This window comes from Pantoea sp. App145, from assembly GCF_047947045.1.
In the GTDB taxonomy this organism is placed as follows: domain Bacteria; phylum Pseudomonadota; class Gammaproteobacteria; order Enterobacterales; family Enterobacteriaceae; genus Pantoea.
In genome coordinates, this window is sequence record NZ_CP133290.1 from 306,295 (window position 1) to 329,977 (window position 23,683).

Consider the following 23,683-nt stretch of genomic DNA (forward strand, 5'->3'; position numbering starts at 1 on the left):
ATCCCGCGTCTTAAGTCAAACAATGGGAAGAAAAGACGCGGGTTTTACGCTTACCTTCAGCGTTAGCCGCTGTCAGGCAAAGATATCGACAGCGCCGTTGCCGGTCGCGCGCGCCTGGAGGGCTGCCGGGACGGCAATAGGCGTTATCTCGTTTTCACTGTCCTGGGAGAGGGTAAAGCTACCGTACTGTCCATCACGGCGACCTTCCTGCTGGCCCTGATAATTCTGGCCCTGTGCGGAGGCGTCGCTGCTGACATTACTCTGTCCCAGGTTGATGCCACTCTCCGCCAGCGCCGTTTTCAGCTGTGGGAGAGCCGCTTCCAGCGCGGCCCTCACATGGCTGTGGCTGGAAACCATATTTAACTGTGCCTGATCCTTATCGAGGGTCAGGCTGATCTGAATTGCACCCAGGTCCTCCGGGTGCAGACGCAATTCGGCGTTTTGCTGCCCATTGCGGCTGAACATCACAATCTGCTGACTCAGCGCCTGCTGCCACTCTGCGCTGCCGAGTTGCGCGTTGAGCATCGGGGTCGATGGCGTAGCGCTGGTCGACGCGGTGCTGCTGGCCAGGGTACTGGTACTGCTTAATGGCGCGCTGGTGATCGGGGTGGTCGTGTCGCTGCTGTTGCTCAGGTCACGCTTATCATCCGTCTTAGCCAACGTGCTCAGCACCTGCTGGAAACTTTCATCCAGCGTCAGGGCTGTGCTGTTCGTGCTACTGCTACTGGCCGTGCTGCTGGTGGCCGCTGTGGCGCTGGTCTGCGCGGTTAACGCATCCGCGACATCACTGGTTTTCTTCATCGTCACCGTTGTGGTGGCCGCCGTTGTCTCGGGCTGTTCATCCTTCATGGCGCTGGCCAGCGAATTGAGTAACGAGCTATTCAGGCTGGCGTTTTTATCGCTGGTGCTGTCACTCAGCGCGCTGGTTGCTGCTGTCTGTGTGGTTCGGTTTTCTACCGCAGCTGGCAACATGGCGAACAGGGCCTGAACATTCTGTAAGTCGCTGGCGCTTAACGAACTTGCCTCACTCTTATCCTTATCATCGGCTGATTTCAGCGTGGCTTTAATATTTTCCGGTTGTAAAAGTGCGTTCAGGGTCTCTGGTTTGTCCAGTGCCTCCATCAGCGTACTCAGAGAGACACCTTTGCTGGATTTTTCATCGTTTTCTGCTGATGAATCAGCCGATTGCGTGCTGGTGCCTTGTTGTTGCGCCAGCGTGAGCAGCTTATTTCCCAGCGCGGTGACGAAGTCCTGCGGCAGGTTTTCCACCCCCTGCAGAATGTCCGTCGAAACTGAAGTGTCCGCATCACCCGCAGTCGGGGTTTGCGTCACCACTGTTGGCAGCGTAATCATTCGCCTTTCCTCAATGCAGCCCGTTGGGCGTATTCATCCATCCGTTTCTGGTCGAGACGGTTTTCCTGTCGTAAAGCGTTTTCGGCAGCGCGGGTGATTAGCGTTTGGTAGGCATTGAGCCGCTTTTGCTTTTCGCGCCAGTTGTTGAGAGCCTGATCGAGACGCTTTTCCCATTGCTGCAGCTGTTGGCGATGCTGTTCAATGGCTTTTTCCAGCGTCTGAATAAATTGGTGGTAGTTGGTCCAGCGGGTGCTGGCGATGCCACCTGACATGTCCTGATTTAACTTGTTGCGATATTCATCCTGGTAATCGAGCAGCATATGCAGCTGCTCGTCCGCCTGTTGCTGACCGCGGCGCATATCACCGAGATGAATAACCGCTTTTTCCAGGTCCTGTTCCGCCAGATCGCGCAATGTATCAATAGCATTGGCCGTTTTCATTGCATTCCCCTTAACACCGGGTTAACCGAACATCGCCTGTAAATGCAGGCAGGCATCGTCGTAGTCGCTGCGTTCGAAAATCCCCTGTTGCAGGAAAGCCTCCATTTGTGGATAGAGCTTGATGGCCCGATCCAGCATGGGATCGCTCCCTGCGGCATAAGCCCCCACACTCACCAGGTCACGGTTACGCTGGAAGCTGGAGAGCAGTTGCTTAAACTGACGCACGCGTGCGTAGTGGTTTTCATCGATCAGCGCCGTCATGGCACGGCTGATCGAGGCTTCAATATCAATCGCCGGATAGTGTCCGGCTTCTGCCAGACGGCGCGATAACACGATATGGCCGTCAAGGATGGCACGCGCCGAATCGGCAATCGGATCCTGCTGATCGTCGCCTTCGGTCAGTACGGTATAGAAGGCGGTGATGGAACCGCCGCCGTGGGTGCCGTTCCCGGCGCGTTCCACCAGCGCAGGCAGTTTCGCGAACACCGAAGGCGGATAACCTTTGGTCGCCGGTGGCTCGCCGATAGCCAGCGCGATTTCACGCTGGGCCATGGCGTAGCGGGTGAGAGAGTCCATAATCAGCAACACGTGCTGACCCCGATCGCGGAAATCTTCGGCGATGCGCGTGGCATAGGCGGCACCCTGCATACGCAGTAGCGGTGAGACATCCGCCGGTGCGGCAATCACCACCGAACGGGCACGGCCTTCTGCACCGAGAATGTTTTCAATAAACTCTTTAACTTCGCGACCACGTTCACCAATCAGCCCCACCACAATCACATCGGCTTTGGTGTAACGTGCCATCATGCCGAGCAACACGCTTTTGCCGACACCGGAACCGGCGAACAGGCCCATACGCTGGCCGCGACCGACGGTGAGCAGGGCGTTAATGGCGCGCACACCGGTATCCAGCACATCTTCGATTGGGGTACGTTGCAACGGGTTGAAAGGCGCGGTGATCAGCGGGGCGCGATAGCCGGTTTCCGGTGAGGGCAGACCATCCAGCGGTTTGCCGCTGCCATCGAGCACGCGGCCCAGCAGTTGCGGACCGAGCAGCAGCTGTTTACCGCTGTGGGCGTTATCGCCGGTGACGCGGGCATAAACGCGGGCACCGGGCAAAATGCCGTCCACTTCTTCCAGCGGCATCAGAAACAGTTTCTGGCCGTTAAAACCGACCACTTCGCTTTCCACTTCGGTAATATTCGCGCCATCGTGGCGTTCAATCACACAGGTGGCTCCGAGCGGCAGTTGCAGGCCAGTGGCTTCCAGCACCAGGCCGGTGGCACGAATCAATCGACCATAACGGCGCACGGTCTGGACCTGAGAAATACGCTCTTCGAAGGCGTCCAGCGCCCCGAGCCAGCGATTGAGGCGCGTAGTCATCAGAACTCTCCCGGTGCCGCCAGGCGGCACAATTCCTGCCAGCGCGTTGCCACGCTGGCGTCGAGATCGCCATCCTCGGCACTGAGCTTACAGCCGCCGGGGTGCAGGGTACTGTCAGCCAGCAGACGCCAGCCGTGCAGATCCAGTGTCGGGCCGAGTGTCTGCTCGATACGTTGCAAATCGTCAGGATGGACGCGCAGTTGCGGTTTGCCACTGAACATCGGTTCCTGCTGGATCAGCTGCTGGATCTGGCGCAGCAGGGCGCTGCCATCGACCGTGGTCGCCTGGCCAATCACCGTACGGGCGGCTTCCAGTGCCAGCTGCATCAGTCGCGCGGCTATCACGCTATCGAGGGATTCCAGGGTGTGCTGGAATTCCGTCACCAGTTGCTGCATACGCGCCTGCAAAGGAGCCTGCTGCTGCTGGGCATCGGCTAATCCCTGCTGAAAACCGGCGTCATAACCATGTTGCTGTGATTCGGCATGGCCTTTCTGGTAACCCTCACTGTAGCCCTGGGTTTGAGCTTCTTTGCGCATCTGCTGTTGCAGACGTTCCAGCTGTTGCTGCTGCTCATCTTCGGGACTCAGCTCTTCGTTGCTGATAGGTTCCAGCGGCAACGGTTCCGGTTCCGCATCAAACGAACGCCCTAAATCATCAGGCTGCCAGGGCTGCCACGGACGGGCGGAAAAGGCATCAGACATAGGTTTCCTCGCCACCACCAATTACCATTTCGCCTGCTTCTGCCAGACGGCGTACCACCAGCAGGATGGCTTTCTGTTCGTTTTCCACCGCCGACATACGCACCGGGCCACGGTTGGCGAGGTCGTCGCGCAGGATGTCGGCCGCACGGGCGGACATGTTTTTGAGGAACTTCTCGCGCAGCGGCTGCTCGGCACCTTTCAGGGCGATCAGCAACTGCTCGGATTCCACTTCCTGCAACAGACGCTGGATGCTGCGGTCGTCCACTTCCACCAGGTTTTCGAACAGGAACATCTCGTCGATGATCTTCTGTGCCAGCTCGCCATCGAAGTCGCGAACCGCTTCGATAACCGCTTCTTCCTGCTGGGTTTTCATCAGGTTGATAATTTCTGCTGCGGTTCTTACGCCGCCCATCTTCGCGCGCTTGAGGTTGGTACCATCCAGCAGGCTGTTGAGCACTTCGGTCAGCTCTGCCAACGCCGCTGGCTGTACGCCGCCGAAGGTGGCGATACGCAGCATCACATCGTGACGCAGACGCTCGTCGAACAGCGCCAGAATATCTGCCGCCTGGCCACGTTTGAGGTGGACCAGGATGGTGGCGATAATCTGCGGGTGTTCGTCGCGGATAAGGTCCGCCGCTGCCTGCGGCTCCATAAAGTTGAGGGTTTCCATCCCGCTGGTGGTTTCACGCGTTTCGAGAATGTCCTCCAGCAGGCTGGAGGCGCGTTCTTCGCCCAGCGCTTTGACCAGCACCGTACGCAGGTAGTCATTGGAGTTGAGACTCAGCGCGGCAAACTGCTCGGCATTCATCTCAAACTCACGTAACACCTCGGTCAGCTGCTTGTGCGAAATCTGTTTCATGCTAGCCATCGCCGCACTCAGATGCTGCACTTCGCGCTGGTTGAGGTGTTTGAACACCTCAGACGCACGATCCTCGCCAATGGTCATCATCAGAATGGCGCTTTTTTCAGTACCGGTCAGACTCATAGTTCGTTACTCATCCATTCACGGATCACCAGCGCAACAACGCGTGGATCGTTTTCAGACATATCGCGGATGCGCTGGCTCAACACTTCCGCGCTCATGCGGTTAGTTGATTTACGCTCCTGATCCACTTCATCTTTGCTGAGCTGCACGTTGTAGGCCTGCTCTTCTTCCTGCGCAGCGGCGCGGGCGGCAGCAGCTTCAACGGCAGCCTGTTCCTGTTCACGTTTACGCAGCAACTGCGGACGGACCAGCTTGCGGTAGAGGATGAAGGCAACCAGTGCGACCAGCAGCCAGCGACCGGCGGTCATCAGCTGATCAAAGAACGACTGCTGTTGCCAGAAGGGCAGGTCGCCACCGGCAGGCTCAGTCATGTTGAACGGTGAGTTCACCACGTTGATGCTGTCGCCACGGGTCTGCGAATAGCCCATCGCTTCACGCGTCAGGTCTTCAATCTGCTTAATCTGCTGGTCGTTAAGGGCAACAGGTTTGCCTTTGTCGTCAGCGCGATAGTTCACCACCACGGCAACCGACAGACGCTGCACATCACCGACATTCACTTTGGTGTGACGGATGGTGCGATCCAGCTCGTAGTTCACCGTGTCGTCACGACGCGAGTTGCTCGGGCCGCTGTTCTGAGCGGTGCTGGTGGTACTGCCATTCGCCGCGTTGTTCTGCCCATTGGCGTTCTGGCCGTTGGCATTATTGGCTGGCGGGTTGGTGACCGGTGCCGTATTGGCCGGAGCCGGTTGATTAGACAATGCACCCGGTACGCCACCCGGATAAGGGCTGCCGTTTTGCTGGCTGGTACTGGTCTGGCGTGAGCGGATCGCCGAGTTATCCGGACCACCGTTCGGCTGATATTTCTCGTCGGTTTGTTCGCTGCGGTCAAAGTTGAGCTGCGCCGTCACCTGCGCATGCACATTGCCCTGGCCAACAATCGGGTTGAGGATAGCTTCGATGCGTTGTTGATAACGTGCTTCCACTTCGGAAGTGAATTTCAGCTGGGCATCGTTAAGATCGCGCCCTTCGCTGTCAGAACGGGTCAGCAGGCGACCGGCCTGATCCACCACCGTGACGTTACCCGGCGGCAGACCGGGGACGCTGCTGGAGACGATATGCACGATGGCCTGAATCTGGCCTTCATCGAGCGCACGTCCTGGTTGCAGGTTCAGGGTGACTGAGGCAGAAGGGGCTTTCTGTTCACGAACAAACAGCGTCGGTTTTGGCATTGCCAGATGGACGCGAGCGCTTTTGACGGGGCCGAGCGTTTCGATGGTGCGCGCCAGTTCACCTTCCAGCGCACGTTGATAGTTAACCTGTTCGCTGAACTGACTGATGCCGAATTTCTCTTTATCCATCAATTCAAAACCGACCGAACCCCCTTTCGGCAACCCCTGCTCGGCAAGACGCAGGCGCAGTTCATGCACCTTTTCTGCAGGCACCATCAGCGCACCGCCAGTCTCTGAGAACTGGTAAGGGATGTTCATCTGGGTCAGCTGGGTAACAATTGCGCCGCCGTCCTCATCGGAAAGGTTGCTATAAAGGACGCGATAATCCGGGGTTTTGGCCCACAGTACCAATGCAAAAACCACTGCGATAGCCGCAGCGGCAGCGATAATTAAGGGAATTCGCGGATTGGCGCGCAGGCGGGCGATAAGGTCACTGAAGCCTTTCTTTGTTGTATCCTGTGTAGCGGCTGCACTCGCATTCATGACCGATTCCTGCCTGACATAATTGACCGGGTGTGTTGTGGTGACAAAACTGACTCCCTGAAACGTCGAAAAATGAAATTCCACTCCAATGCTTTGCATTATTTTCTGAATCGCGAAATTTGATGGCTGAATAAGCCGGGTTTTTTGCAGTCATTTAGCGCCTTTGTCTTATTGACAGTGTGCTAACTTTTCCATCGTGAAAATTCGGATCAACTTCAACGAGGTAATGGCATGTCGATTCAGGCAATTGATGGTGTTCTGCAGCAGCTCCAGCTGACATCGGTGCAGGCCAGCGGTCAGCAGAGTGACACCACACAGCAGGTGGATTTTGCAGCCACCATGAAAGCCGCGCTGGATAAAATCAGCGACACCCAGAACAACGCACGCACCCAGGCGCAGGATTTTGAGATGGGTAAACCAGGCGTCGCACTGAACGACGTGATGGTCGATTTGCAGAAATCATCGATTTCAATGCAGATGGGAATTCAGGTCAGAAACAAGCTGGTCTCGGCTTACACCGACATCATGAATATGTCGGTGTAGAAACAGAGTTAATACCCGAAACATACTGTTTCCAGGCTAATAATAAACTTAGCAACTATTGCTAAGTTTCGCTGGGAATAATCTGAGATGATTGTTCTGCCCCTTCAAGAGCTAAGCCAATTACGAGTGCCGGAGATAAGCGCCGGGTGGGGCATTAATTTCAAGACAGGCTACCTGCGGGTGGCCTGTCTGCTATGGCATCATAAAACCTATTGAATCTCCGGCCAGGCCACGGCAGGAATGCCGTTCAGCTGCGGGCGGGCAAACAGGAAACCCTGGAATTTGCTGATCCCGGCAGCTTCCAGCCACATCCACTCTTCAGCTTTTTCTACCCCTTCGGCAATCACTGAAATCTCCAGTGAGGAGCAGCACTTAATCATGGCATGCACGATAGCCTGCTTCGGGCCGCTTTTGTGTACGTCTTTGATGATGCTGCGATCGATTTTGATCTTATCGGGCTGAAATTTTGCCAGCAGCGACAGGCCAGCAAACCCGGCACCAAAGTCATCAAGCGCCACGCTGATCCCGGCGGCCTTTAATTGTTTAATTGCGGCGGCGAATTCATCGGCACGCGAGATGGCTTCATCTTCGGTCACCTCCACCACTATCTGCTCAGGCACCAGGCCGCTGGCCCGAATTTCAGCCAGCAAATAATCCACGGCGTTGGGCACCATCACCAGCGACATCGGTAACAGATTAATCGACAGCGTCAGTTCCGGAATGCCGAACTGTTTTGCCAGCTTAAAGGCCTGGCTTTTACTTTTGAGATCGACCTCATAGGCTTGCTTGCGGCTGTAGGGAGCAAAGAACTTTTGTGGCGGTCCGCCATCCGCGCTGCGAATCAGCGCCTCCAGCGCCAGGACTTCGCGTGAGAACGGGTCGATAATCGGTTGAAAGGCAAAGTGGCACTGCGTGGTGGGATCGGGAATAACGTCGATAAGCACCTTTTCTCCGCTATCAGCGATAAATTCCCAGGTGCTGGCCGGCGGAATTTCAAAATAGTTTTCTTTTTCTCTGGCTTCGACAAAGGTACGCAAAAAACGTAACGCCCGATCTTCAAAGGTAAGCTGATACTTAGATGTCCCCTTGTTCAGCACTGCCTGCAACACCGTGGCCTTATCATGCTCGCGCAGGTCAAACAGCTCCATACCGGAATTGCCAAAACGGCGGGCGGGAGCATAGTCATGCAACAATTCCACCAGGTTCTCATGACGCGCGTCTTTACAGATCCGATCATAGATAGACTGCACGGCTTCAGGCGGTCCCTCCAGCAGCTGGAAAAAATGCAGACCATCAAATAACAAAATGCCCGTTACATTCGATAATTCATTCTTTTTATTGGCTTTATCAACCATATCTTCCAGAGTTTTCACCGGAACATGGTCGCACAGATGGCTGCGATAAAGGACGGTTGAGAGCATGGCAGGTTCCACAGCATTATTTTTGTGTGACCTACATTAACAGAGCGATGACGGAAAAAGACGATATGACAGATGATTTATCTTTGCCGTTGCTTTCCTTCCTTTCACCGGCTGGAACGTGGCGATGGGTTTACGTCAAGTCGGATTCTTTCTGCATCAGGTTGTTACTCACTTATCGATAAAAAAATTAGATTGAAACGACAAATAAAAAGCGTAATGTAACCTTCGTTAACGGGAGGTGAGTACAATGTTGCGTGATTATTTGAAGATTGATGATAGCGATCGCTTAGTAGAACAGGGTATGCAAAGGCTTAACAATCGCGGTCAGGAAGATATTACTGAATGGCGCATTATCGGTGCGAATGGCGAACATAAAGGGCGGGTGTCCCTGTTTGATAAAATGTGTATCCAGCGTTCCTGGTGCGTCAGTTATCGCATTACGCAAACCGATGTAAACGGAAGGGTTGTCGTCGATCACTTGACCGACGTGTTGTAATTTTTGCCGTAGTTTTGTCTTATTTGACCCGCCACTGTGCGGGTTTTTTGCCCGACATTGATCTGCAATCAGTTCCGATTATTCCTAAGGCGTTACCGCTATTTTCTACTAACTTTAATCATTCGCACGTTATTAAAACTGGCAATTTTTAGAAAAAGGAAAATAGCATGAGTGATTCAGAGGCAATCAAAACCAAAACTGACTACCTGCGTGATGTCACCTCACAGCTAAAAGAGATGCGTCATTACGCGCAAACCAATACTGAAATGCTTTCCAGTCACTGGCTGGCCTTCGATGCGGGTGAATATAAAGATAAAGAGTATGCCACCCGGTTTGATGGGTTGATCAACAGGCAGGGAAAATTGCTGGATGATATTGATCAGGCGATTCAGGATCTGGAAATCGCCATCAATCATAGCGAGCAGGAAAGCTAAGCCGATGGAGCTGGTGGTTAATCAGCCACCAGCCACATATCAGCCTCATCGAACATCTCTTCGATGATACGTGCCAGGGTGGCTTTCTCGTTTTTACTCATGTCGGTTTCGATGGCATTGCGTTCCATCGGCTTAACCCGCACTTCAATTTCCGGAAACACCCGCTGCACACGTTTTTCCAGTTCCTGCAAAATCATTTCGCGCGCGCCAGGCAATCCCGCTACGTTGCGCTTGTCGTAAATCAGCTCCACAAACATCAGGGCATTCCATTTAATGAATCAGAGCGTCATATTACTGTAAATAAAAACAGTATCAAGCGGCGGGAAGGGATAAGACGAAAATATTATCTTTGATCAGGATACTTTACATTCCAGGGGGTAAACATGCGGCAATTGGTCATCGATATTTTGCTCAAGATGGCAAAAATGGATGTGGAAGCAAAAGAACTCATGGCACAGGTGGAAGCACAGTCGCTGCTGATTGCTGCGCTGCTGATTCAGGCCAAACAGGATAATTCGCTGACCATCAGTGACACGGTGCAGGACGCCATTGTGACGGCATCACGCTCATCACAGGAGTTCTTGCAGTCCGATGTGGATCTGTTGCTGACGCACATTAACCGCCTGCTGGCCGTGGCGCGTTATGTAGAAGTGAAGGCGATTGAACGCGAAGAGTAGCAAAAAAATTTTACCTCTGGAGGTGGAAATCCAGCAACACCTCCAGAGGCGGTGCAAAGGCACCATTCGTTCAAGGACAATCTACGACCGAAGTCGTGAGATTAAGTTATACAACTTTTATTGAGTTGTACAACTTTATCCTGATCATTTTGAGCTTTTTAGGGCCAGATGAAATCGTGCTGCGGAGTCAGAGTTCGTTTTTGATGCAGAACTCTTCCCACGTCATTCCCAGCGCCGTAGCGTGTGATTTCAGATAAGTTTCGATAGCGGTTGCCGCCACTTCCTTGTCTGGCTCGGCGAGTTGAATGGAAAACAGCATACCGTCGAGATTTTTCTGGCGGAGAAATGCGGCGTAGATACGCTCCGCGTGCCACTGGCGCAGGGCGGCTAATGTCATGCTCGCCTGCTGGGCATCCTGCTCCGTCAGTTCATCCAGTGCGGACTGGAAATCAGGGTGGGCGGCAAAAAACATCTCGCGCGCCTGGGCGTAATATTGTTCTGGTGTTTTCATGCGGAATTCCTGCTGATCGACTCGGCGCGTAGTGTAACGTGCCGCAGCCGGGTTGTCGCCCGGGCGCGCTTCTATGACGGAAAAAGAGCGTGATACGAACAACCAGCGCGCAGATAGCTTGCGAAACTCACTGGAAAAATTATAACGTAGCCGCCATTGAAGCGAGTGTAGGGACCGAAGATGAAAAAGTGGATGATACTGGCGGCGCTGGCGCTGACCGGTTGTGCGCAGATTAACAACTATGAAGCCGCCGTGAAAACCCCGCCTCCGGCAGAATTGCAGGGTTACTGGCAAACCACAGGGCCGCAGAGCAAGCTTATCAGTGACCAGGCGATGGCGAGTCTGATCATCGGTGCGAAGGGGGATACGCTGGATTGCCGTCAATGGCAACGCGTGATCGCCAAGCCGGGCAAACTGACGCGTTTTGACGATCAGTGGGTCAATGTGACGCGTCTGGTACGCGTGATGCCGCTGCGACTGCAAAATGGTGAGCTGCGTTACGATGGTTTGCGCATGCGCAAAGTGGAGCGCCCGACAGTTGAATGTCAGCAGGCCTTACAGGAAGTGGCGGCGCGGCCAAATGAAGCGGTGATTCAGAATATTGAGCCGGAAATTTTGCGGCCGACGCAGAGCGTTGCGCAGCAATAAAGGCAGGAAAAAAACGCAGCGGCGGGGAAAGGATCTTCCACTGCCGCTGCGTGAGGGTAAAAAATCAGACCGATTCGCGCGGCACCAGTACGCTGCCTTGCTTGCCGTAAGCGCCCATCACCGACTTCTGCCGTGATGTCTGCCCTACCAGCTGTGCCAGTTCATCCATACGAGCCTGCAACAGACGTCTGACTTCACTCTCGTTGTCGAGGATATGGCGGAGTACCGGGCGCAACTGTTCCTGGGTTTGCAGCGAAGGTGCAGCATCCTGCGTTGATCGGGCTAGCTGTTGCACCGCACTGACATACTCCAACTCCTTTTTAATCAATTCATCCCATTCGCCTTCTGCGGCAAGGCGCAGCATTCCCTGGCTGAGATCGAGTAACTGTTGATAAATGGCAATCAGATGCGGTGCGATAGTCATTAAACGGCGTCCTGAAGGTGTTGAGGTTGAGCGACTTCTTTCCAGGCATCAGCGATATTACGCAGAAGGCCTTCAACTTCTTCGATGGCTTCCACGTCATTACGCAGATTAGCCTGTAGCAGACGGCGAACCATGTAGGCATACAGCCCTAACAGGTTATCGGTGAGTTCATCACCGTTGCTGTCTGCCAGACCCTGTTTGAGTCCGTTTTCGATAATGTTGATCGCATGTGAGAGCGAGCGGCCTTTGCCCTCCATATTACCGTCCTGTAAAAACAGGCGGGCGCGAACCAGCGCACTGAGCGCACCGTCAAACAGCATCACCACCAGTTGCTGCTGGCTGGCGCTCATGACGGCGCTTTCAACGCCGATTTTGGCATAGGCTTTTGTGCCATTTGCGCTATACATGAATCACTCCTTATGAGGATGAGCTACTGCTGGATGACGTACTGAACTGTTGAGTCAGGTAAGTACTGGTGCTATTCAGCGAGCTCATAGTGACGTCGAGCTGGGTAAATTGCGTTTTATAGCGCGCAATCAGGTTATCAATACGCGTGCTCATGTCGTTGTACTGATCGGTCAGGTCGTTCAGGGTCTTACTGACACCATCAGTTGCTGATTGCACAATACCGGTAGTCGAGAGCCAGCTGGTCAGGTTGGTAGCAATGGTGGTGGTAATACCCGTGGTTTTACCGTCGCCGACAATCATCTCTTTAACGCCAGCGGCATCGGTGCTCAGTGCGGTTGACAGTTTGTCGGAATCCAGCTCCAGCTGACCTGATGTCGGATCGGTGGTGATGCCAATCTGTGCCAGGGTTTTATAGGTAGATGAACTCTGCGCATTGGTCAGCATGCTTTTCAGCTGGGTCTGAATGGTACGCAGGGTACTGTCGCCGAGCAGTGCGCCGTTGCTGGAGTCCTGTGAATCTGAACCCACATCCACCGCGGTATATTTGGTCAGGGTGTCGAACTGCGTCAGCAGGGCGTTATAAGCACTCACCCAGCTGGTGATTGCGTTATCTGCTTTCGATGAGTCTTTAGTGATGGCCAGCGTTTGGTTGCCGGTGGTGGTATCGTTCAGATTAAGCGTAATCCCTTCCAGCGCATCACTGATGGTGTTGCTGCTGTTCTCAATCGCCACGTTATTCACTGTCAGTTTGGCGTTCTGCGCGGCAACGCTTTCTGTCATGACGTTGCTGCTGGCGCTGGCGTCATAGCCGACGATACCCTGCAACGTATCATCGCCTGTCACCGTGATGCTGCTGACGGCATTATCGCTGCCGGTTTCAGTTGAGGTCAGTGACAGACGGTAGCTGCTATCGCCGGTTTTAATAATAGTGGCGGTGACACCGGCATCGGCGCTGTTGATGGCATCACGCATACCGGTCAGCGAGGTCTGATCGCTGGTCAGGGTGATGTCTTTACTGGTGCCATCCACCAGTTTAATCGTCATGGTGCGGCTGCTGGCCGAGCTATCGCCCAGTGCAGTGCTGTTGCTGGTTTGCGTGGCGGAGGTCAGCGTCTGTGCCTGTGCCAGCTGAGATACGCTGATAGTGTAATTACCGGCTACAACGTTACCAGACGTGGTGGCGCTAAAGGCGCTGGAAGTGCTGGTCGCGGTTGTTGCAGTAAACAGGTCAGCACTGTTTAACGCGGTATTGGCTGTCTGGAACGTCGTCAACGCACTTTTCAGCGTGCCGTAGGCACTCAGTTTGGCGGTGTACGCCGTCTGCTGATTGGAGATCGGTGTTAATGACGCTTTTTCGGCGGTTTCCAGACTATCCAGAATGCTACTTAAATCAAGGCCTGAACCGACACCCAGGTTAGTAATCGTTGCTGCCATGTTGTTTCCTTATTTATGTCGACACGGAGAGTGAATACCGGGGTTATCGGCTTAGGATGGGGAAAGTTTAAAAGTATTTACCTGAGAGTAATAAAGCGAATAGCGCATATAGAGAAGGGTATTTCTGGCGCTAGAAAAGTGATCATTCAGCACTAAAGAAGTGCAGGACCTGGGCGATAAAGATAAGCGTGACAGGCTGAAGTGAAAAATTTTTGCCTGGTACTAAAAAAAATCTAAAGGTTGTTTAAGGGCAGACGATAACAACTTTGACGGCGCTGAAGCCGGCGGGTTGAAGCCCACACCTTAACCGAAAGACTTGATTAACAGGAATATTTATCATGGCCCAAGTCATTAATACCAACAGCCTCTCGCTGATCACTCAGAACAACATCAACAAGAACCAGTCTGCTCTGTCTACTTCTATCGAGCGTCTGTCTTCTGGTCTTCGTATTAACAGCGCTAAAGATGACGCAGCGGGCCAGGCGATTGCCAACCGCTTCACTTCTAACATCAACGGCCTGACTCAGGCAGCGCGTAACGCCAACGACGGTATCTCTGCTGCGCAGACCACTGAAGGCGCACTGTCTGAAATCAACAACAACTTACAGCGTATCCGTGAACTGACCGTACAGGCACAGAACGGTACCAACTCTGATTCCGACCTGTCTTCAATCCAGGACGAAATCAAATCACGTCTCGACGAAATTGACCGTGTGTCTGGCCAGACCACCTTCAACGGCGTGAACGTGCTGTCTAAAAACGGTTCAATGAGCATCCAGGTCGGTTCTAACGATGGCGAAACCATCGATATCAACCTGCAGCAGATTGACTCTTCTACTCTGGGTCTGAGCGGCTTCTCCGTCTCTAAAAACTCTCTGGATGTGTCTGACTCTATCACTCAGGTTGCTGATACCGGCACCGGCGTGATGAAAGATATCGACCTGACTGACGTAGCAAGCAAACTGGGCGTGAGCAGCGGTACTCTGTCTCTGCACCAGATCTCTGGCACCAGCGAATACGTGGTACAGTCTGGCAGCGATTACTACTCTGTATCTGTTGATACTGATGGAACAACTGGCAGCAACGCAGGTAAAGTTGAACTCAACACCGTTGACGTTTCTTATGATGACGCAGCGAATGGTCTGTCGAGCGGCAGCCCGGCGACCGTGAGTGGTCAGTTGATTAAAGTGGGTACCGACAGCAGCGGTAATGTGACTGCTTACACCACCCTGCAAGACAAAAACTACGCAGTAAGCGGTACCGTGCTGGCGAACAGCAATGACGCCACTCAATCAACCAGCGGTACTATGGCCATTCATCTGAGCACCAGCGGTGCAACCACCGCGACTGCAGAATTCGCTGGTGCATCCACTGCTGACCCGCTGGCACTGCTGGACAAAGCTATCTCTCAGGTTGACACCTACCGTTCAAGCCTGGGTGCGGTGCAGAACCGTCTGGACTCTGCCATCACCAACCTGAACAACACCACGACCAACCTGTCAGAAGCACAGTCCCGTATCCAGGATGCGGACTACGCGACAGAAGTGTCGAACATGTCTAAAGCACAGATCATCCAGCAGGCGGGTAACTCCGTGTTGGCGAAAGCTAACCAGGTTCCGCAGCAGGTTCTGTCTCTGCTGCAGTAAGTTTCTAATGGCTTGCAAACCCCGCTCCGGCGGGGTTTTTTTATGGCTGAATAACCACAAAATCGTGGCGCTGCTTGGCGGATTGAATTCGCTGGTAACCCTTAGGATAAGGAAAAATCGTCTTGCTGCGTGCCGATGACGGTTGACGCAACCATTGCCAGAGAAGGGCCATCATGAACCACTCCCCACTTGTCAGCATTATTATCACGGCGCATTTTCCCGTTTGGCTGGAAGCGGCACTCAACAGTGCGCTGGCGCAGGATCACCCCAACTGTGAAATCCTGGTGGCTGACGTCAGCGGTACGGAATTTGTCGCACAACTGCTACAACCTTATCTGAATCAGCCGGGTCATCCGGTTCGCCATCTGGTCTATCCGTCACGACATCCTGAAGTGATTGCCGAAGCGATTCGGGAAGCGCGGGGTGAGTTGATTAATGTGCTGAGTTATACGGATCTGTTGACCAGCAACGCCATCAGCACCCTGGTCGGAGCATTAGAGACAGCACCTCAGGCGGTGCTGGCACTCGCAAAACGCAATCGGATGGATGCAGCCGGTGAACCGTTGCCAGATATCCTCTCCACCGCCGCGTTTCTGCCGGAGCCGGGGGTGATCAAGGGTATGGACCTGTTGCGTTACCAGTGTCGTCTCGGCTACAACCTGCTGGGTGATCTCAGTGCTGCGTTGATGCGTCGGGAAATGTTACTGGCGCTGATGCCAGATAACGGTGCGTTATTAAGCATTGAGGGTGAGGCGCTGCCAGAAATTGGTGCGCTGGTGCTGTACAGCAAACTACTGCCGCAGGGGGATGTGGTGTGGTTCCCACAGGCGCTGTGCACGGTGCGCGTGTCAGATTTGTATGTGCAACCGCATATGAAAGAGGGGGAAGATCACATCCGCATTCCCCGTGAGAAACTGATTCAGCAGTTGCGCAAAGCGGCATGGTATATCAATGCTAAAGGTCCGTCGGATATCGTCAGGGTGACCTCGTTGAGGCAACCGGCTCAGACGACGCAATACAATATGCGTCAGCAGCAGTATCAGGCGCTGAGCAACAGCACCCTTAACCACTGGAATACGGTACGTCAGCTGACTCCGGCTCACCAGGTGGCGCTGATGCAATTGAGCGCGGAAGTCGCGCAACCGGTTTGTGTGGCGGTGGTGATCAACGTCACCCCGGATAATGCGGCCCTGCTTGATGAAACAGTCACATCGCTGGCGGCGTTTTCTTCCCCATTACTGACGCTGCACCCAATGCTGGTCGGTGCGGTAAGCGATAATCAGGCAGGCGTGCTGGCGTTTCCGGCCGCAGCCGATCAACGTTTGCCGGTGATTAATCAACTGATCAACGATCAGGATGCCCACTGGTTTATCTTTGTTGAGGCAGGGACGCGTTTTAATGCCTCTGGCCTGATCGCACTGGCGAGTACCTTGCCATCCCGTGATGATGTGCTGGCGTTATATGCCGATGAGTATTTCTTCATCAACGGTGAACCCTCAGGTCTGGCATTTCGCCCGGATTTTAACCTCGATATGCTACTCAGTTCGCCGAAAACCATGGCCCAGCACTGGCTGTTCCGCCGTGAATTGCTGCTGGCAGCGGAAGGGTTTGACCTCCATTATCCGCAGGCGGCAGAGCTGGATTTGATCGTGAAATTGATCGAATCACAAGGATTGAATGTCGTCGGGCACCTGGCGGAACCGCTGGTGACGGCGCACCTGCGTGCACGCGAGGTGGTGGTGGATGCCGGGATTATCCAGCGTCACCTGCAAAACCGGGGGTACGCCAATGCCGAAATTGCCCTCGACAATTACTACAACTATCGCCTGCGCTACAACCACGAGGCGCAGCCAAAAGTATCAATCGTGATCCTCGCCGGGCAAAGTCTGCCTGCGTTGATTACCTGTGTGACCACCCTGATGGAGAAGACGCGCTATCAGCATTATGAGCTGCTGATTGTGGCTGACGATCAGCACAGCCCGGAACGCGACAACTGGCTGAGTGCCATTGCCACGGTGGATCCACAACGTATTCGCGTCATTCACTATCCGCATCCGTGGCATCAGGGGGCGATGAGCAATCTGGCAGCAGAGCAGGCACTGGGTGAATACCTGATGTTTATGCACAGTGAGCTGGCGATTGCCGATGGCGACTGGCTGGATAATCTGCTCAATCATGGGCAGCGTCCGGAGGTGGCGATCGTTGGCGGTAAGCAGCTCTCCACCAATAATAAAGTCCGTCACGCGGGATATATTCTGGGCATTAATGGCGTGGTGGGTGATGTGCTGCGTGGCCATGATGATAAAGATCCCAGTGTGCTGGGTCGCCTGCATCTCGATCAGAATTACAGCGCCGTGTCCGGCGACTTTATGCTGGTGCGTTTTGCCGTGTTCGCGGCGCTTAACGGTTTCGACGAAAACCAGCCGCTGTTTAGCGATGTGGATTTGTGTTTGCGCGCGCGCGAACAGGGTTATCTCACGGTCTGGACGCCTTACGCACGTATTATGCGTGCCGCCGAACGCAAAAGTCCCTTTGCGGGTGTCACCCTCAAGACTGCCGCCCAGCTCAGGCAGCAGGAAGAAGACACGTTGCTGCAACGCTGGCTGCCGCTGGTGGGGCATGACCCGGCCTATAACACCAATCTGTCTCTGCGCAGCCGCCACTTTGATATCAGCAACGACAGCGAAATGAGCTGGCGTCCGGTGCAACGAGCCGCGCTGCCACAGTTGCTGCTGCATCACTCTGATACGGCGGGTTGCGGTCATTACCGCATGTTGCAGCCGTTGTATGCCATGCAAATGGAAGGAAAAGCGCAGGGCAACGCCTCGTTATCTTTGCTCAATCTGAGCGAAGTTGCCCAGTATCGTCCCGACAGCCTGATCATCCAGCGCCGTTACGCTCCGGCCTTTCATACGTGGATCGAACGTGCGGGTAAGTTGCCGGATATGTTCAAAGTGTTCGAACTGGATGATTACATCCTCAATCTGCCGATGAAGCATTACAACCGTGCCAATTTCAGCCAGGAGATCTCCGGACTGCTGCGTAAAAGCCTGAGCTACTTCGACCGCTTTGTGGTTTCGACACCGCCACTGGCGGAGTCGCTCGCCACTTTCCATCCCGATATCAAGGTGGTGCTGAACCGTCTGCCGGTGAACTGGTGGGGCAACCTGCACAGCCTGCGCGGCCAGGGGCGCAAACCGCGCGTGGGCTGGGCCGGTGGCTCCAGCCATCAGGGCGATCTGGAAATGATTGCCGACGTGGTGAAGGCGCTGGCGAATGAGGTGGAGTGGGTGTTTATGGGCATGTGCCCGGAAAAACTGCGTCCTTACGTCCATGAACATCATGCTGGTGTAGACATCAGTCTCTATCCGGCAGCATTGGCGGCGCTCAATCTCGATCTGGCGCTGGCACCGGTGGAAGACAATATCTTTAACGTCTGCAAAAGCAATCTGCGTCTGATGGAGTACGGTGCCTGTGGTATTCCCGTGATCTGTAGCGATGTGGAATGTTATCGCCACACTGATTTGCCGGTCACGCGCGTTAAGAACCGCTTTAAGGACTGGGTGGATGCGATCCGTATGCACCTCAGCGATGCGGATGCCAGCGAACGCAATGGTCTGGCACTGCAAACCCTGGTGCGGGATGAGTGGATGCTGACCGGTACGCATCTGGACAACTGGTTAAAAGCCTGGACTGTCTGATAACGACATAAATACCCCGTTTTTGCCCTTTGTTTTGGGGATTGGAGGCAGAGCGGGGTCGCTAGTATAGGGAATATTTGCCGGGCTACATCAGCTACAGAAGAAGCGCACAACGATGACCACCATTCAGGACGAAAACTTCCCTTATTTCATTATTGCGCCGGATTATCGCGAGTCTTCGGCTGGCATACAGGTGATGCATCGCTTGTGCCATCTGTTGAATGAAAGTGGCAGACAGGCATGGATGGTCAATTGCGCCGTTAATCCGGCATGGAATACACCGGTGGTCAGCGGTAAAGAACTGCGGGAGCACAGGCTGCGTGGTGGCCTGTTTACCGCTATCTACCCGGAAGTGATAAGCGGCAACCCTCATCAGGCAGCAATGGTGGTGCGTTACATGCTCAACCAGGAAGGGGTAATTAACGGCAATGCCCTGGAAGCCGGTGCTGATGACCTGTTTTTCTGGTATCGCCCGGAATTTGCTGGCAAACACGCCAATCCGCGCATGCTCAATATCGAGTGCTATGACCTCGACTTGTTCCAGAACGATCAGCCAGAGAAAAGCTGCGACATTCTGTATCTCAACCGTGTACCGCTCTCTGCGGTTGATTTCTCCGCCTTACCGCCAGGCATTGAGATCCTCTCGATGCGCAATCCGCTGACATTGACAGAATTGGCAGCCAAGCTGAAAACGGCGCGAACGTTTTATACCTTTGAGTCATCCGGTACCGCCTTGCTGGCCATTCTGTGTGGCAGCCCGGTGGTGGCGCTCAGGGCGGCGGGTTACGAAAAATATGCCCTGACCGAGGCGACGCTGGCGGAAAATGGTGCTGTCGGCATCTGCTGGGATGACCATCCCGCCACGCTTGAGGCTGTGCGGGCCAATTTATGGCAGATGCGCGATACCTTACTGAAGCGACGTGAGCAGACGCAGGCGCAGATCCAGCAGCTAGTGGATATTACCCAGCAGAAGCTGCGCCAGCACCAGCAGGCACTGTGGCAGGGACGACTGGAAAACTGGCTGGTGCAACGTAGCCTGACACCCACTCTGCATGACAGGCTGGCATTAGCCAGCTCGCCGCGTATCCTGGTGGCGGTGTTTAACGATCCCGACCATCCTGAGCATCTCTTGCTGACGTTAGACACGCTGGTGCAACGGCCCGCGTTTGTGCAGGTGGTGGTGATTACGGCGCAGGATATTACCTTGCCTGCTGACATACTGGCGATTCATGCAGATGAGTGGCTCAACTGGCTGCAACACGCCAGTGTTGATGCCACCTATGATTGGTTACATTGCATCCCCGCTGGCAGTTTTTACAGCGCGGAAAGCTGGCCAGTACTGGCCCATTTCCTCAGCAGACAAGCGGATGCACTGGCGGTGTACAGCGACGAGCTATGGCTGAACGCGGCAGGTGCAGCGGTGCCACATCTGAAACCCCAGTGGGATTGGGACCTGTTCAGTGCAGCACCTGCGGCATATTTGCAACGATGCTGGTTGTCACGCCAGGCACTGCAACGCTGGCAGGGTGAGGCACGGCAATATCCGCAGGCATTTGAAGTTGCTCTGATGCAGCAGATCACCTTACACGCAGGTGCTGAGACGATCCGACATTACCCGGACCCGCTGTGTATCCTGCCTGAGCCGCAGTTGACTGAAGCAGAGAGTCTGGAGACTGGGCGGGTGCTGGAGCATGGCCTGCAGCTGATGGGGTATCCCGCGGCTCAGGTCCATATTCAGCCAGGTCAGACGCTGCAGCTGCTGTATGGGCATACGGCAATGCCGCTGGTCTCGCTGATCCTGCTGGCAGGCAATTCGCTGGCAGAGCTGGAGCGTGCCATCACCAGTCTGCTGCAACATAACAACTGGCCGCATACCGAGCTGCTGGTGGTGAATCATCAGCATGAAGACAGCACCCTGAATACCTGGCTGGCAGGGCTGGCAACCATCGATCCAGCACGCATTCGCGTGATTGAGGTGGACACCGGCTGGCAGCCCGTTGCACTGCGTAATGCGGCAGCAACGCAGGCCACCGGCGAGTTCCTGTGCTTTATTGAGCCGCAGTTGATCTTCCTGCTGGATAACTGGCTGGCAGCGTTGATGAACCATGCGCTGCGCCCGGAAGTGGCGATGGTAGGGCCAAAGTTGATCCACACCGAACAGCATATCCTCTCGGCAGGGGTTATTGCCGGTCATCGCGGGCTGGCCGCACATATTGGTCACGGCGAACGCTGGGATTCATCGGCAATGGGCGGTTATCTGCAAAGCGATCGTCAGTCACGGCTGCTCAATGCTCAGTGCCTGTTGATCCGGCAGCATTGCTGGCAGCAGGCGGGTGGGCTGGACGAAAGCTATAGCGATCCTGCCGTGGCAGAAATCGACTTTGCGCTGAAAATTGCCCAGGCGGGTTATCGCAGTATCTGGACACCGCACAGTGTGGTGGCAACCGAGGGCAATGCGCGCGGATTCAACCCTTCGTCGCCAGAGGCCAGTCAGCTGCGCCAGCATTGGGGACGTGACTTGCTGTGCGATCCGGCTTATCCCCTTAATTACTCGTTGCACGGTGATCCTTTCAGCGTTGATGAGAGCCTGAAACAAACCTGGCCTGCCTTTAGCGAGGCAAACATTCCCCGTGTGGCTTTTGTACATGGCGATCAACATAAGCACAATAGTGCGCGCTTACTGCAGGTCTTGAGTGTGATGGCACAGCAGCAACAGATTGCACTGCTGACCTATGACGCCTTTACCCCCTGGGTGCTGCTGCGTCTGCAACCGGATATGTTGATCGTTACCGCCGATGTCGCCGAGCGACAACGGGAAAATATTGCGTCGCTAGTGAACCTGAGCGGCTGCCAATGCTATGTCCTGCCGGAAGCCAGTGTCAGCCAGCAATCCGGCTCGAATTTGTTGCAGGCCAGCTGGTTGAACGGCTGGCTGGTGTGGAGCGAAGAATCACAGCTTTGGCTGCAAAAACGTAAGCAAAGCGCGTTTCTGCTGCCGTCGCAGGTCATGATGCCAGAAACACCTCCCCCCCGTGCACCGCGTCACGCACGTCTGCGCGTGTTGTGTGACACCCGTGAACTCAGCGCTGCCGATGTGCGCTTTTTTGCCTGCGTCGTGAGCGAAACCTCAGCATTTATCGACTGGGTGATCCGGGGTGCAGCACCGGCCAGCTGGCTTGGTTCGATTTGCGAAATCCATCGCGTTGCGCCGGGTCCGGTTTCGGCCGACGAACTCGCCAGCCTGCACGTCAACATGGCGGTGCTGTTTCGTCTCAATCTGGACGAAAACCGTGGCAAAGATGATTTGTCATTACTCCATTACCAGGCGGCAGGTCTGCCGGTGCTGTGCAGCGACATTGCTTCGCTCCGGCATCGCGGGTCGGCGAGCCATATCCGTAACAAAGAGAATATCTGGATAACCGCACTGCGCGACTGGCACCAGCAGACTGAATGGCCGCCGGTTCCCGCGCTCGACCCTGCGTATCAGCTGACAGCAGCCGGGCTTATGACCTTCTGGCAACAGGCTGGTATCCATTTTCCTGACCGTGACACCGCCCACAGGGGGTTTTGATGAAAAAGATTGCGCCACATTACGACAATAAAAACATTCTGGTCACCAGCCCGTTATTGCCGCCGCTGGAAGAGTTTATTCCTTATCTGGAGAATATCTGGCAGAGCAAATATCTGACCAACGGCGGTCCGTACCATCAGGCGCTGGAAGCGGCACTGGCGGAGTACCTTGGGGTCAAACATATTTGCCTGTTCTCTAACGGCACGCTGGCCTTAATGACGGCGCTACAGGCATTACGCATCGGCGGAGAAGTGATCACCACGCCTTATTCCTTTGTCGCCACCTCACACTCGCTGCTGTGGAACGGCATCAAACCGGTATTTGTCGATATTGATCCGGTGACCTGTAACCTCGATCCGGCCAAAATTGAAGCGGCCATTACGCCACAAACCAGCGCCATCATGCCGGTACATTGCTACGGTATTCCGTGCGATACCGATGCGATTCAGCGTATTGCCGATACCTATGGCCTGCGGGTGATTTATGATGCTGCGCATGCCTTCGCGGTGAAGCGTGAAGGCGTCAGCATCCTGAATCATGGCGATTTATCGGTGCTGAGTTTCCACGCCACTAAGGTGTTTAATACCTTTGAGGGCGGGGCGATTATCTGTCCTGATGAGAAAATCAAACGTCGCATCGATTATCTGAAAAACTTCGGTTTTGCTGACGAAACCACCGTGGTAGCGGCGGGTATCAACGGCAAAATGAGCGAATTCCAGGCGGCGTTTGGTATGTTACAGCTCAAACACGTTGATGCTGCTTTTGCGGTGCGTCAGCAGATCTATCAGCGCTACGTTGCGGCACTGGCTTCTGTACCCGGTGTGTCACTGTTGTATAGCGATGCGCAAACCGAGTGGAATTATGCCTACTGTCCGTTGTTTATCCATCCTGAACACTTCCCGCTGTCGCGCGATGAACTGTACCAGCGCATGAAAGATGCCGGTATTTATGCGCGTCGTTATTTCTACCCACTGATATCGCAGTTCCCGATGTACAAAGGCTACGATTCATCCCATCCCGACAACTTGCCGGTGGCGACCGAAACCTCTCAACAGGTTCTGTGCCTGCCGATCCATCCGACGCTGACCGAAGCTGAGCAGACGCGTATCATTGATATCGTGCTGGCAGCCAGCCAGATCGCGGCAGCCTGAAGACAGACGACAAGAGCATCTCCCCTGACGCGGGGGAGATGCGG

General features: G+C 54.6%; 22 protein-coding genes. 9 read left to right on the forward strand and 13 right to left on the reverse strand.

What is annotated here, in order from left to right; all coding sequences use genetic code 11:
* Positions 1-72 precede the first annotated feature (72 nt).
* From RCF31_RS01370 to fliF, 6 genes are read right to left on the reverse strand one after another with little or no spacing between them, the layout of a single operon-like run.
* Positions 73-1,353 carry a flagellar hook-length control protein FliK gene (locus tag RCF31_RS01370; protein ID WP_416412232.1) on the reverse strand — a complete coding sequence of 427 codons (1,281 nt, stop codon included), beginning with the start codon at positions 1,351-1,353 and terminating at the stop codon, positions 73-75.
* A complete protein-coding gene (gene fliJ / locus RCF31_RS01375; RefSeq protein WP_299449572.1) occupies positions 1,350-1,793 on the reverse strand; it encodes a flagellar export protein FliJ in 444 nt (147 codons plus the stop codon). Before fliJ ends, RCF31_RS01370 begins: the two co-directional genes overlap by 4 nt.
* Positions 1,794-1,814: 21 nt before the next feature.
* On the reverse strand, positions 1,815-3,176 hold the full coding sequence (gene fliI, locus RCF31_RS01380) for a flagellar protein export ATPase FliI (RefSeq protein WP_416412233.1): 1,362 nt from the start codon (positions 3,174-3,176) through the stop codon (positions 1,815-1,817).
* Positions 3,176-3,877 (reverse strand): flagellar assembly protein FliH, encoded by a 702-nt coding sequence (gene fliH / locus RCF31_RS01385; RefSeq protein ID WP_416412234.1) that lies wholly within the window; start codon positions 3,875-3,877, stop codon positions 3,176-3,178. The genes fliI and fliH overlap by 1 nt, the downstream gene beginning before the upstream one ends.
* Complete coding sequence (fliG, locus tag RCF31_RS01390; RefSeq protein ID WP_416412236.1) at positions 3,870-4,862, reverse strand: flagellar motor switch protein FliG; 993 nt, start codon at positions 4,860-4,862, stop codon at positions 3,870-3,872. Before fliG ends, fliH begins: the two co-directional genes overlap by 8 nt.
* A complete protein-coding gene (fliF, locus tag RCF31_RS01395; RefSeq protein WP_299449575.1) occupies positions 4,859-6,574 on the reverse strand; it encodes a flagellar basal-body MS-ring/collar protein FliF in 1,716 nt (571 codons plus the stop codon). The genes fliG and fliF overlap by 4 nt, the downstream gene beginning before the upstream one ends.
* 231 nt (positions 6,575-6,805) lie before the next feature.
* On the opposite strand from fliF, the gene fliE reads away from it, so the two are divergent.
* Positions 6,806-7,117 (forward strand): flagellar hook-basal body complex protein FliE, encoded by a 312-nt coding sequence (gene fliE, locus RCF31_RS01400; RefSeq protein ID WP_299449576.1) that lies wholly within the window; start codon positions 6,806-6,808, stop codon positions 7,115-7,117.
* Positions 7,118-7,326: 209 nt separating this feature from the next.
* On the opposite strand, the gene RCF31_RS01405 is transcribed toward fliE, so the two are convergent.
* A complete protein-coding gene (locus RCF31_RS01405; RefSeq protein WP_416412238.1) occupies positions 7,327-8,538 on the reverse strand; it encodes a diguanylate phosphodiesterase in 1,212 nt (403 codons plus the stop codon).
* Between the two features lie 247 nt (positions 8,539-8,785).
* Here RCF31_RS01405 and RCF31_RS01410 point away from each other — a divergent pair, with 247 nt between their 5' ends.
* Together RCF31_RS01410 and RCF31_RS01415 are read left to right on the forward strand one after the other, a co-directional pair.
* Positions 8,786-9,034, forward strand: a complete 249-nt coding sequence (locus tag RCF31_RS01410; RefSeq protein WP_084875595.1) for a hypothetical protein — start codon at positions 8,786-8,788, stop codon at positions 9,032-9,034.
* A 167-nt stretch (positions 9,035-9,201) separates the two neighbouring features.
* Positions 9,202-9,468 (forward strand): hypothetical protein, encoded by a 267-nt coding sequence (locus tag RCF31_RS01415; protein ID WP_416412240.1) that lies wholly within the window; start codon positions 9,202-9,204, stop codon positions 9,466-9,468.
* A 17-nt stretch (positions 9,469-9,485) separates the two neighbouring features.
* Here RCF31_RS01415 and RCF31_RS01420 read toward each other — a convergent pair whose 3' ends face one another.
* On the reverse strand, positions 9,486-9,725 hold the full coding sequence (locus RCF31_RS01420) for a DinI-like family protein (RefSeq protein ID WP_084875590.1): 240 nt from the start codon (positions 9,723-9,725) through the stop codon (positions 9,486-9,488).
* A 126-nt stretch (positions 9,726-9,851) separates the two neighbouring features.
* Here RCF31_RS01420 and iraP point away from each other — a divergent pair, with 126 nt between their 5' ends.
* Positions 9,852-10,145, forward strand: a complete 294-nt coding sequence (iraP, locus tag RCF31_RS01425) for an anti-adapter protein IraP (RefSeq protein WP_084875588.1) — start codon at positions 9,852-9,854, stop codon at positions 10,143-10,145.
* A gap of 187 nt (positions 10,146-10,332) precedes the next feature.
* Here the strand turns inward: iraP and RCF31_RS01430 are convergent, their stop codons facing one another.
* Complete coding sequence (locus RCF31_RS01430; protein WP_416412242.1) at positions 10,333-10,656, reverse strand: DUF6388 family protein; 324 nt, start codon at positions 10,654-10,656, stop codon at positions 10,333-10,335.
* 180 nt (positions 10,657-10,836) lie between these two features.
* Here RCF31_RS01430 and yedD point away from each other — a divergent pair, with 180 nt between their 5' ends.
* Positions 10,837-11,304, forward strand: coding sequence for a lipoprotein YedD (yedD, locus tag RCF31_RS01435; protein WP_084875584.1), 468 nt, complete (start codon positions 10,837-10,839; stop codon positions 11,302-11,304).
* Between the two features lie 64 nt (positions 11,305-11,368).
* Here the strand turns inward: yedD and fliT are convergent, their stop codons facing one another.
* Genes fliT through fliD form a run of 3 tightly spaced genes read right to left on the reverse strand, consistent with a single transcriptional unit; the run spans position 11,369 to position 13,570 of the window.
* On the reverse strand, positions 11,369-11,728 hold the full coding sequence (gene fliT, locus RCF31_RS01440) for a flagella biosynthesis regulatory protein FliT (RefSeq protein ID WP_416412243.1): 360 nt from the start codon (positions 11,726-11,728) through the stop codon (positions 11,369-11,371).
* The gene (gene fliS, locus RCF31_RS01445) at positions 11,728-12,135 is read right to left on the reverse strand and encodes a flagellar export chaperone FliS (protein ID WP_299449581.1); all 408 of its coding nucleotides are present in this window, start codon (positions 12,133-12,135) and stop codon (positions 11,728-11,730) included. The genes fliT and fliS overlap by 1 nt, the downstream gene beginning before the upstream one ends.
* A 10-nt stretch (positions 12,136-12,145) precedes the next feature.
* Positions 12,146-13,570, reverse strand: coding sequence for a flagellar filament capping protein FliD (gene fliD / locus RCF31_RS01450; RefSeq protein WP_299449582.1), 1,425 nt, complete (start codon positions 13,568-13,570; stop codon positions 12,146-12,148).
* 338 nt (positions 13,571-13,908) lie between these two features.
* Between fliD and RCF31_RS01455 the strand changes: the two genes are divergently transcribed.
* Positions 13,909-15,216: a FliC/FljB family flagellin gene (locus RCF31_RS01455; RefSeq protein ID WP_299449583.1), complete on the forward strand. Its 1,308-nt coding sequence runs from the start codon at positions 13,909-13,911 to the stop codon at positions 15,214-15,216.
* Positions 15,217-15,256: 40 nt separating this feature from the next.
* Here the strand turns inward: RCF31_RS01455 and RCF31_RS01460 are convergent, their stop codons facing one another.
* Positions 15,257-15,391: a hypothetical protein gene (locus RCF31_RS01460; protein WP_299449584.1), complete on the reverse strand. Its 135-nt coding sequence runs from the start codon at positions 15,389-15,391 to the stop codon at positions 15,257-15,259.
* On the opposite strand from RCF31_RS01460, the gene RCF31_RS01465 reads away from it, so the two are divergent.
* The 3 genes from RCF31_RS01465 to vioA all read left to right on the forward strand — a co-directional run bounded on the left by RCF31_RS01465 (position 15,390) and on the right by vioA (position 23,639).
* Positions 15,390-18,917 carry a glycosyltransferase gene (locus RCF31_RS01465; RefSeq protein WP_416412245.1) on the forward strand — a complete coding sequence of 1,176 codons (3,528 nt, stop codon included), beginning with the start codon at positions 15,390-15,392 and terminating at the stop codon, positions 18,915-18,917. The two genes, RCF31_RS01460 and RCF31_RS01465, sit on opposite strands and share 2 nt — an antisense overlap.
* Before the next feature lie 115 nt (positions 18,918-19,032).
* Positions 19,033-22,488 carry a glycosyltransferase family 2 protein gene (locus tag RCF31_RS01470; RefSeq protein ID WP_416412247.1) on the forward strand — a complete coding sequence of 1,152 codons (3,456 nt, stop codon included), beginning with the start codon at positions 19,033-19,035 and terminating at the stop codon, positions 22,486-22,488.
* Positions 22,488-23,639 (forward strand): dTDP-4-amino-4,6-dideoxy-D-glucose aminotransferase VioA, encoded by a 1,152-nt coding sequence (gene vioA / locus RCF31_RS01475; protein ID WP_313687673.1) that lies wholly within the window; start codon positions 22,488-22,490, stop codon positions 23,637-23,639. The genes RCF31_RS01470 and vioA overlap by 1 nt, the downstream gene beginning before the upstream one ends.
* The last annotated feature ends 44 nt before the right edge of the window (positions 23,640-23,683 follow it).

Bases quoted from the DNA above. Each gene is read 5' to 3' on its own strand.
- RCF31_RS01420 (WP_084875590.1), bottom strand. From the start codon at position 9,725: ATGTTTGTGGAGCTGATTTACGACAAGCGCAACGTAGCGGGATTGCCT.
- fliH (WP_416412234.1), bottom strand. From the start codon at position 3,877: ATGTCTGATGCCTTTTCCGCCCGTCCGTGGCAGCCCTGGCAGCCTGAT.
- fliJ (WP_299449572.1), bottom strand. From the start codon at position 1,793: ATGAAAACGGCCAATGCTATTGATACATTGCGCGATCTGGCGGAACAG.
- RCF31_RS01415 (WP_416412240.1), top strand. From the start codon at position 9,202: ATGAGTGATTCAGAGGCAATCAAAACCAAAACTGACTACCTGCGTGAT.
- fliF (WP_299449575.1), bottom strand. From the start codon at position 6,574: ATGAATGCGAGTGCAGCCGCTACACAGGATACAACAAAGAAAGGCTTC.
- vioA (WP_313687673.1), top strand. From the start codon at position 22,488: ATGAAAAAGATTGCGCCACATTACGACAATAAAAACATTCTGGTCACC.
- RCF31_RS01460 (WP_299449584.1), bottom strand. From the start codon at position 15,391: ATGATGGCCCTTCTCTGGCAATGGTTGCGTCAACCGTCATCGGCACGC.
- RCF31_RS01410 (WP_084875595.1), top strand. From the start codon at position 8,786: ATGTTGCGTGATTATTTGAAGATTGATGATAGCGATCGCTTAGTAGAA.
- RCF31_RS01370 (WP_416412232.1), bottom strand. From the start codon at position 1,353: ATGATTACGCTGCCAACAGTGGTGACGCAAACCCCGACTGCGGGTGAT.
- RCF31_RS01430 (WP_416412242.1), bottom strand. From the start codon at position 10,656: ATGAAAACACCAGAACAATATTACGCCCAGGCGCGCGAGATGTTTTTT.
- RCF31_RS01465 (WP_416412245.1), top strand. From the start codon at position 15,390: ATGAACCACTCCCCACTTGTCAGCATTATTATCACGGCGCATTTTCCC.
- yedD (WP_084875584.1), top strand. From the start codon at position 10,837: ATGAAAAAGTGGATGATACTGGCGGCGCTGGCGCTGACCGGTTGTGCG.
- RCF31_RS01405 (WP_416412238.1), bottom strand. From the start codon at position 8,538: ATGCTCTCAACCGTCCTTTATCGCAGCCATCTGTGCGACCATGTTCCG.
- fliG (WP_416412236.1), bottom strand. From the start codon at position 4,862: ATGAGTCTGACCGGTACTGAAAAAAGCGCCATTCTGATGATGACCATT.
- fliT (WP_416412243.1), bottom strand. From the start codon at position 11,728: ATGACTATCGCACCGCATCTGATTGCCATTTATCAACAGTTACTCGAT.
- fliI (WP_416412233.1), bottom strand. From the start codon at position 3,176: ATGACTACGCGCCTCAATCGCTGGCTCGGGGCGCTGGACGCCTTCGAA.
- fliD (WP_299449582.1), bottom strand. From the start codon at position 13,570: ATGGCAGCAACGATTACTAACCTGGGTGTCGGTTCAGGCCTTGATTTA.
- RCF31_RS01455 (WP_299449583.1), top strand. From the start codon at position 13,909: ATGGCCCAAGTCATTAATACCAACAGCCTCTCGCTGATCACTCAGAAC.
- fliS (WP_299449581.1), bottom strand. From the start codon at position 12,135: ATGTATAGCGCAAATGGCACAAAAGCCTATGCCAAAATCGGCGTTGAA.
- RCF31_RS01470 (WP_416412247.1), top strand. From the start codon at position 19,033: ATGACCACCATTCAGGACGAAAACTTCCCTTATTTCATTATTGCGCCG.
- fliE (WP_299449576.1), top strand. From the start codon at position 6,806: ATGTCGATTCAGGCAATTGATGGTGTTCTGCAGCAGCTCCAGCTGACA.
- iraP (WP_084875588.1), top strand. From the start codon at position 9,852: ATGCGGCAATTGGTCATCGATATTTTGCTCAAGATGGCAAAAATGGAT.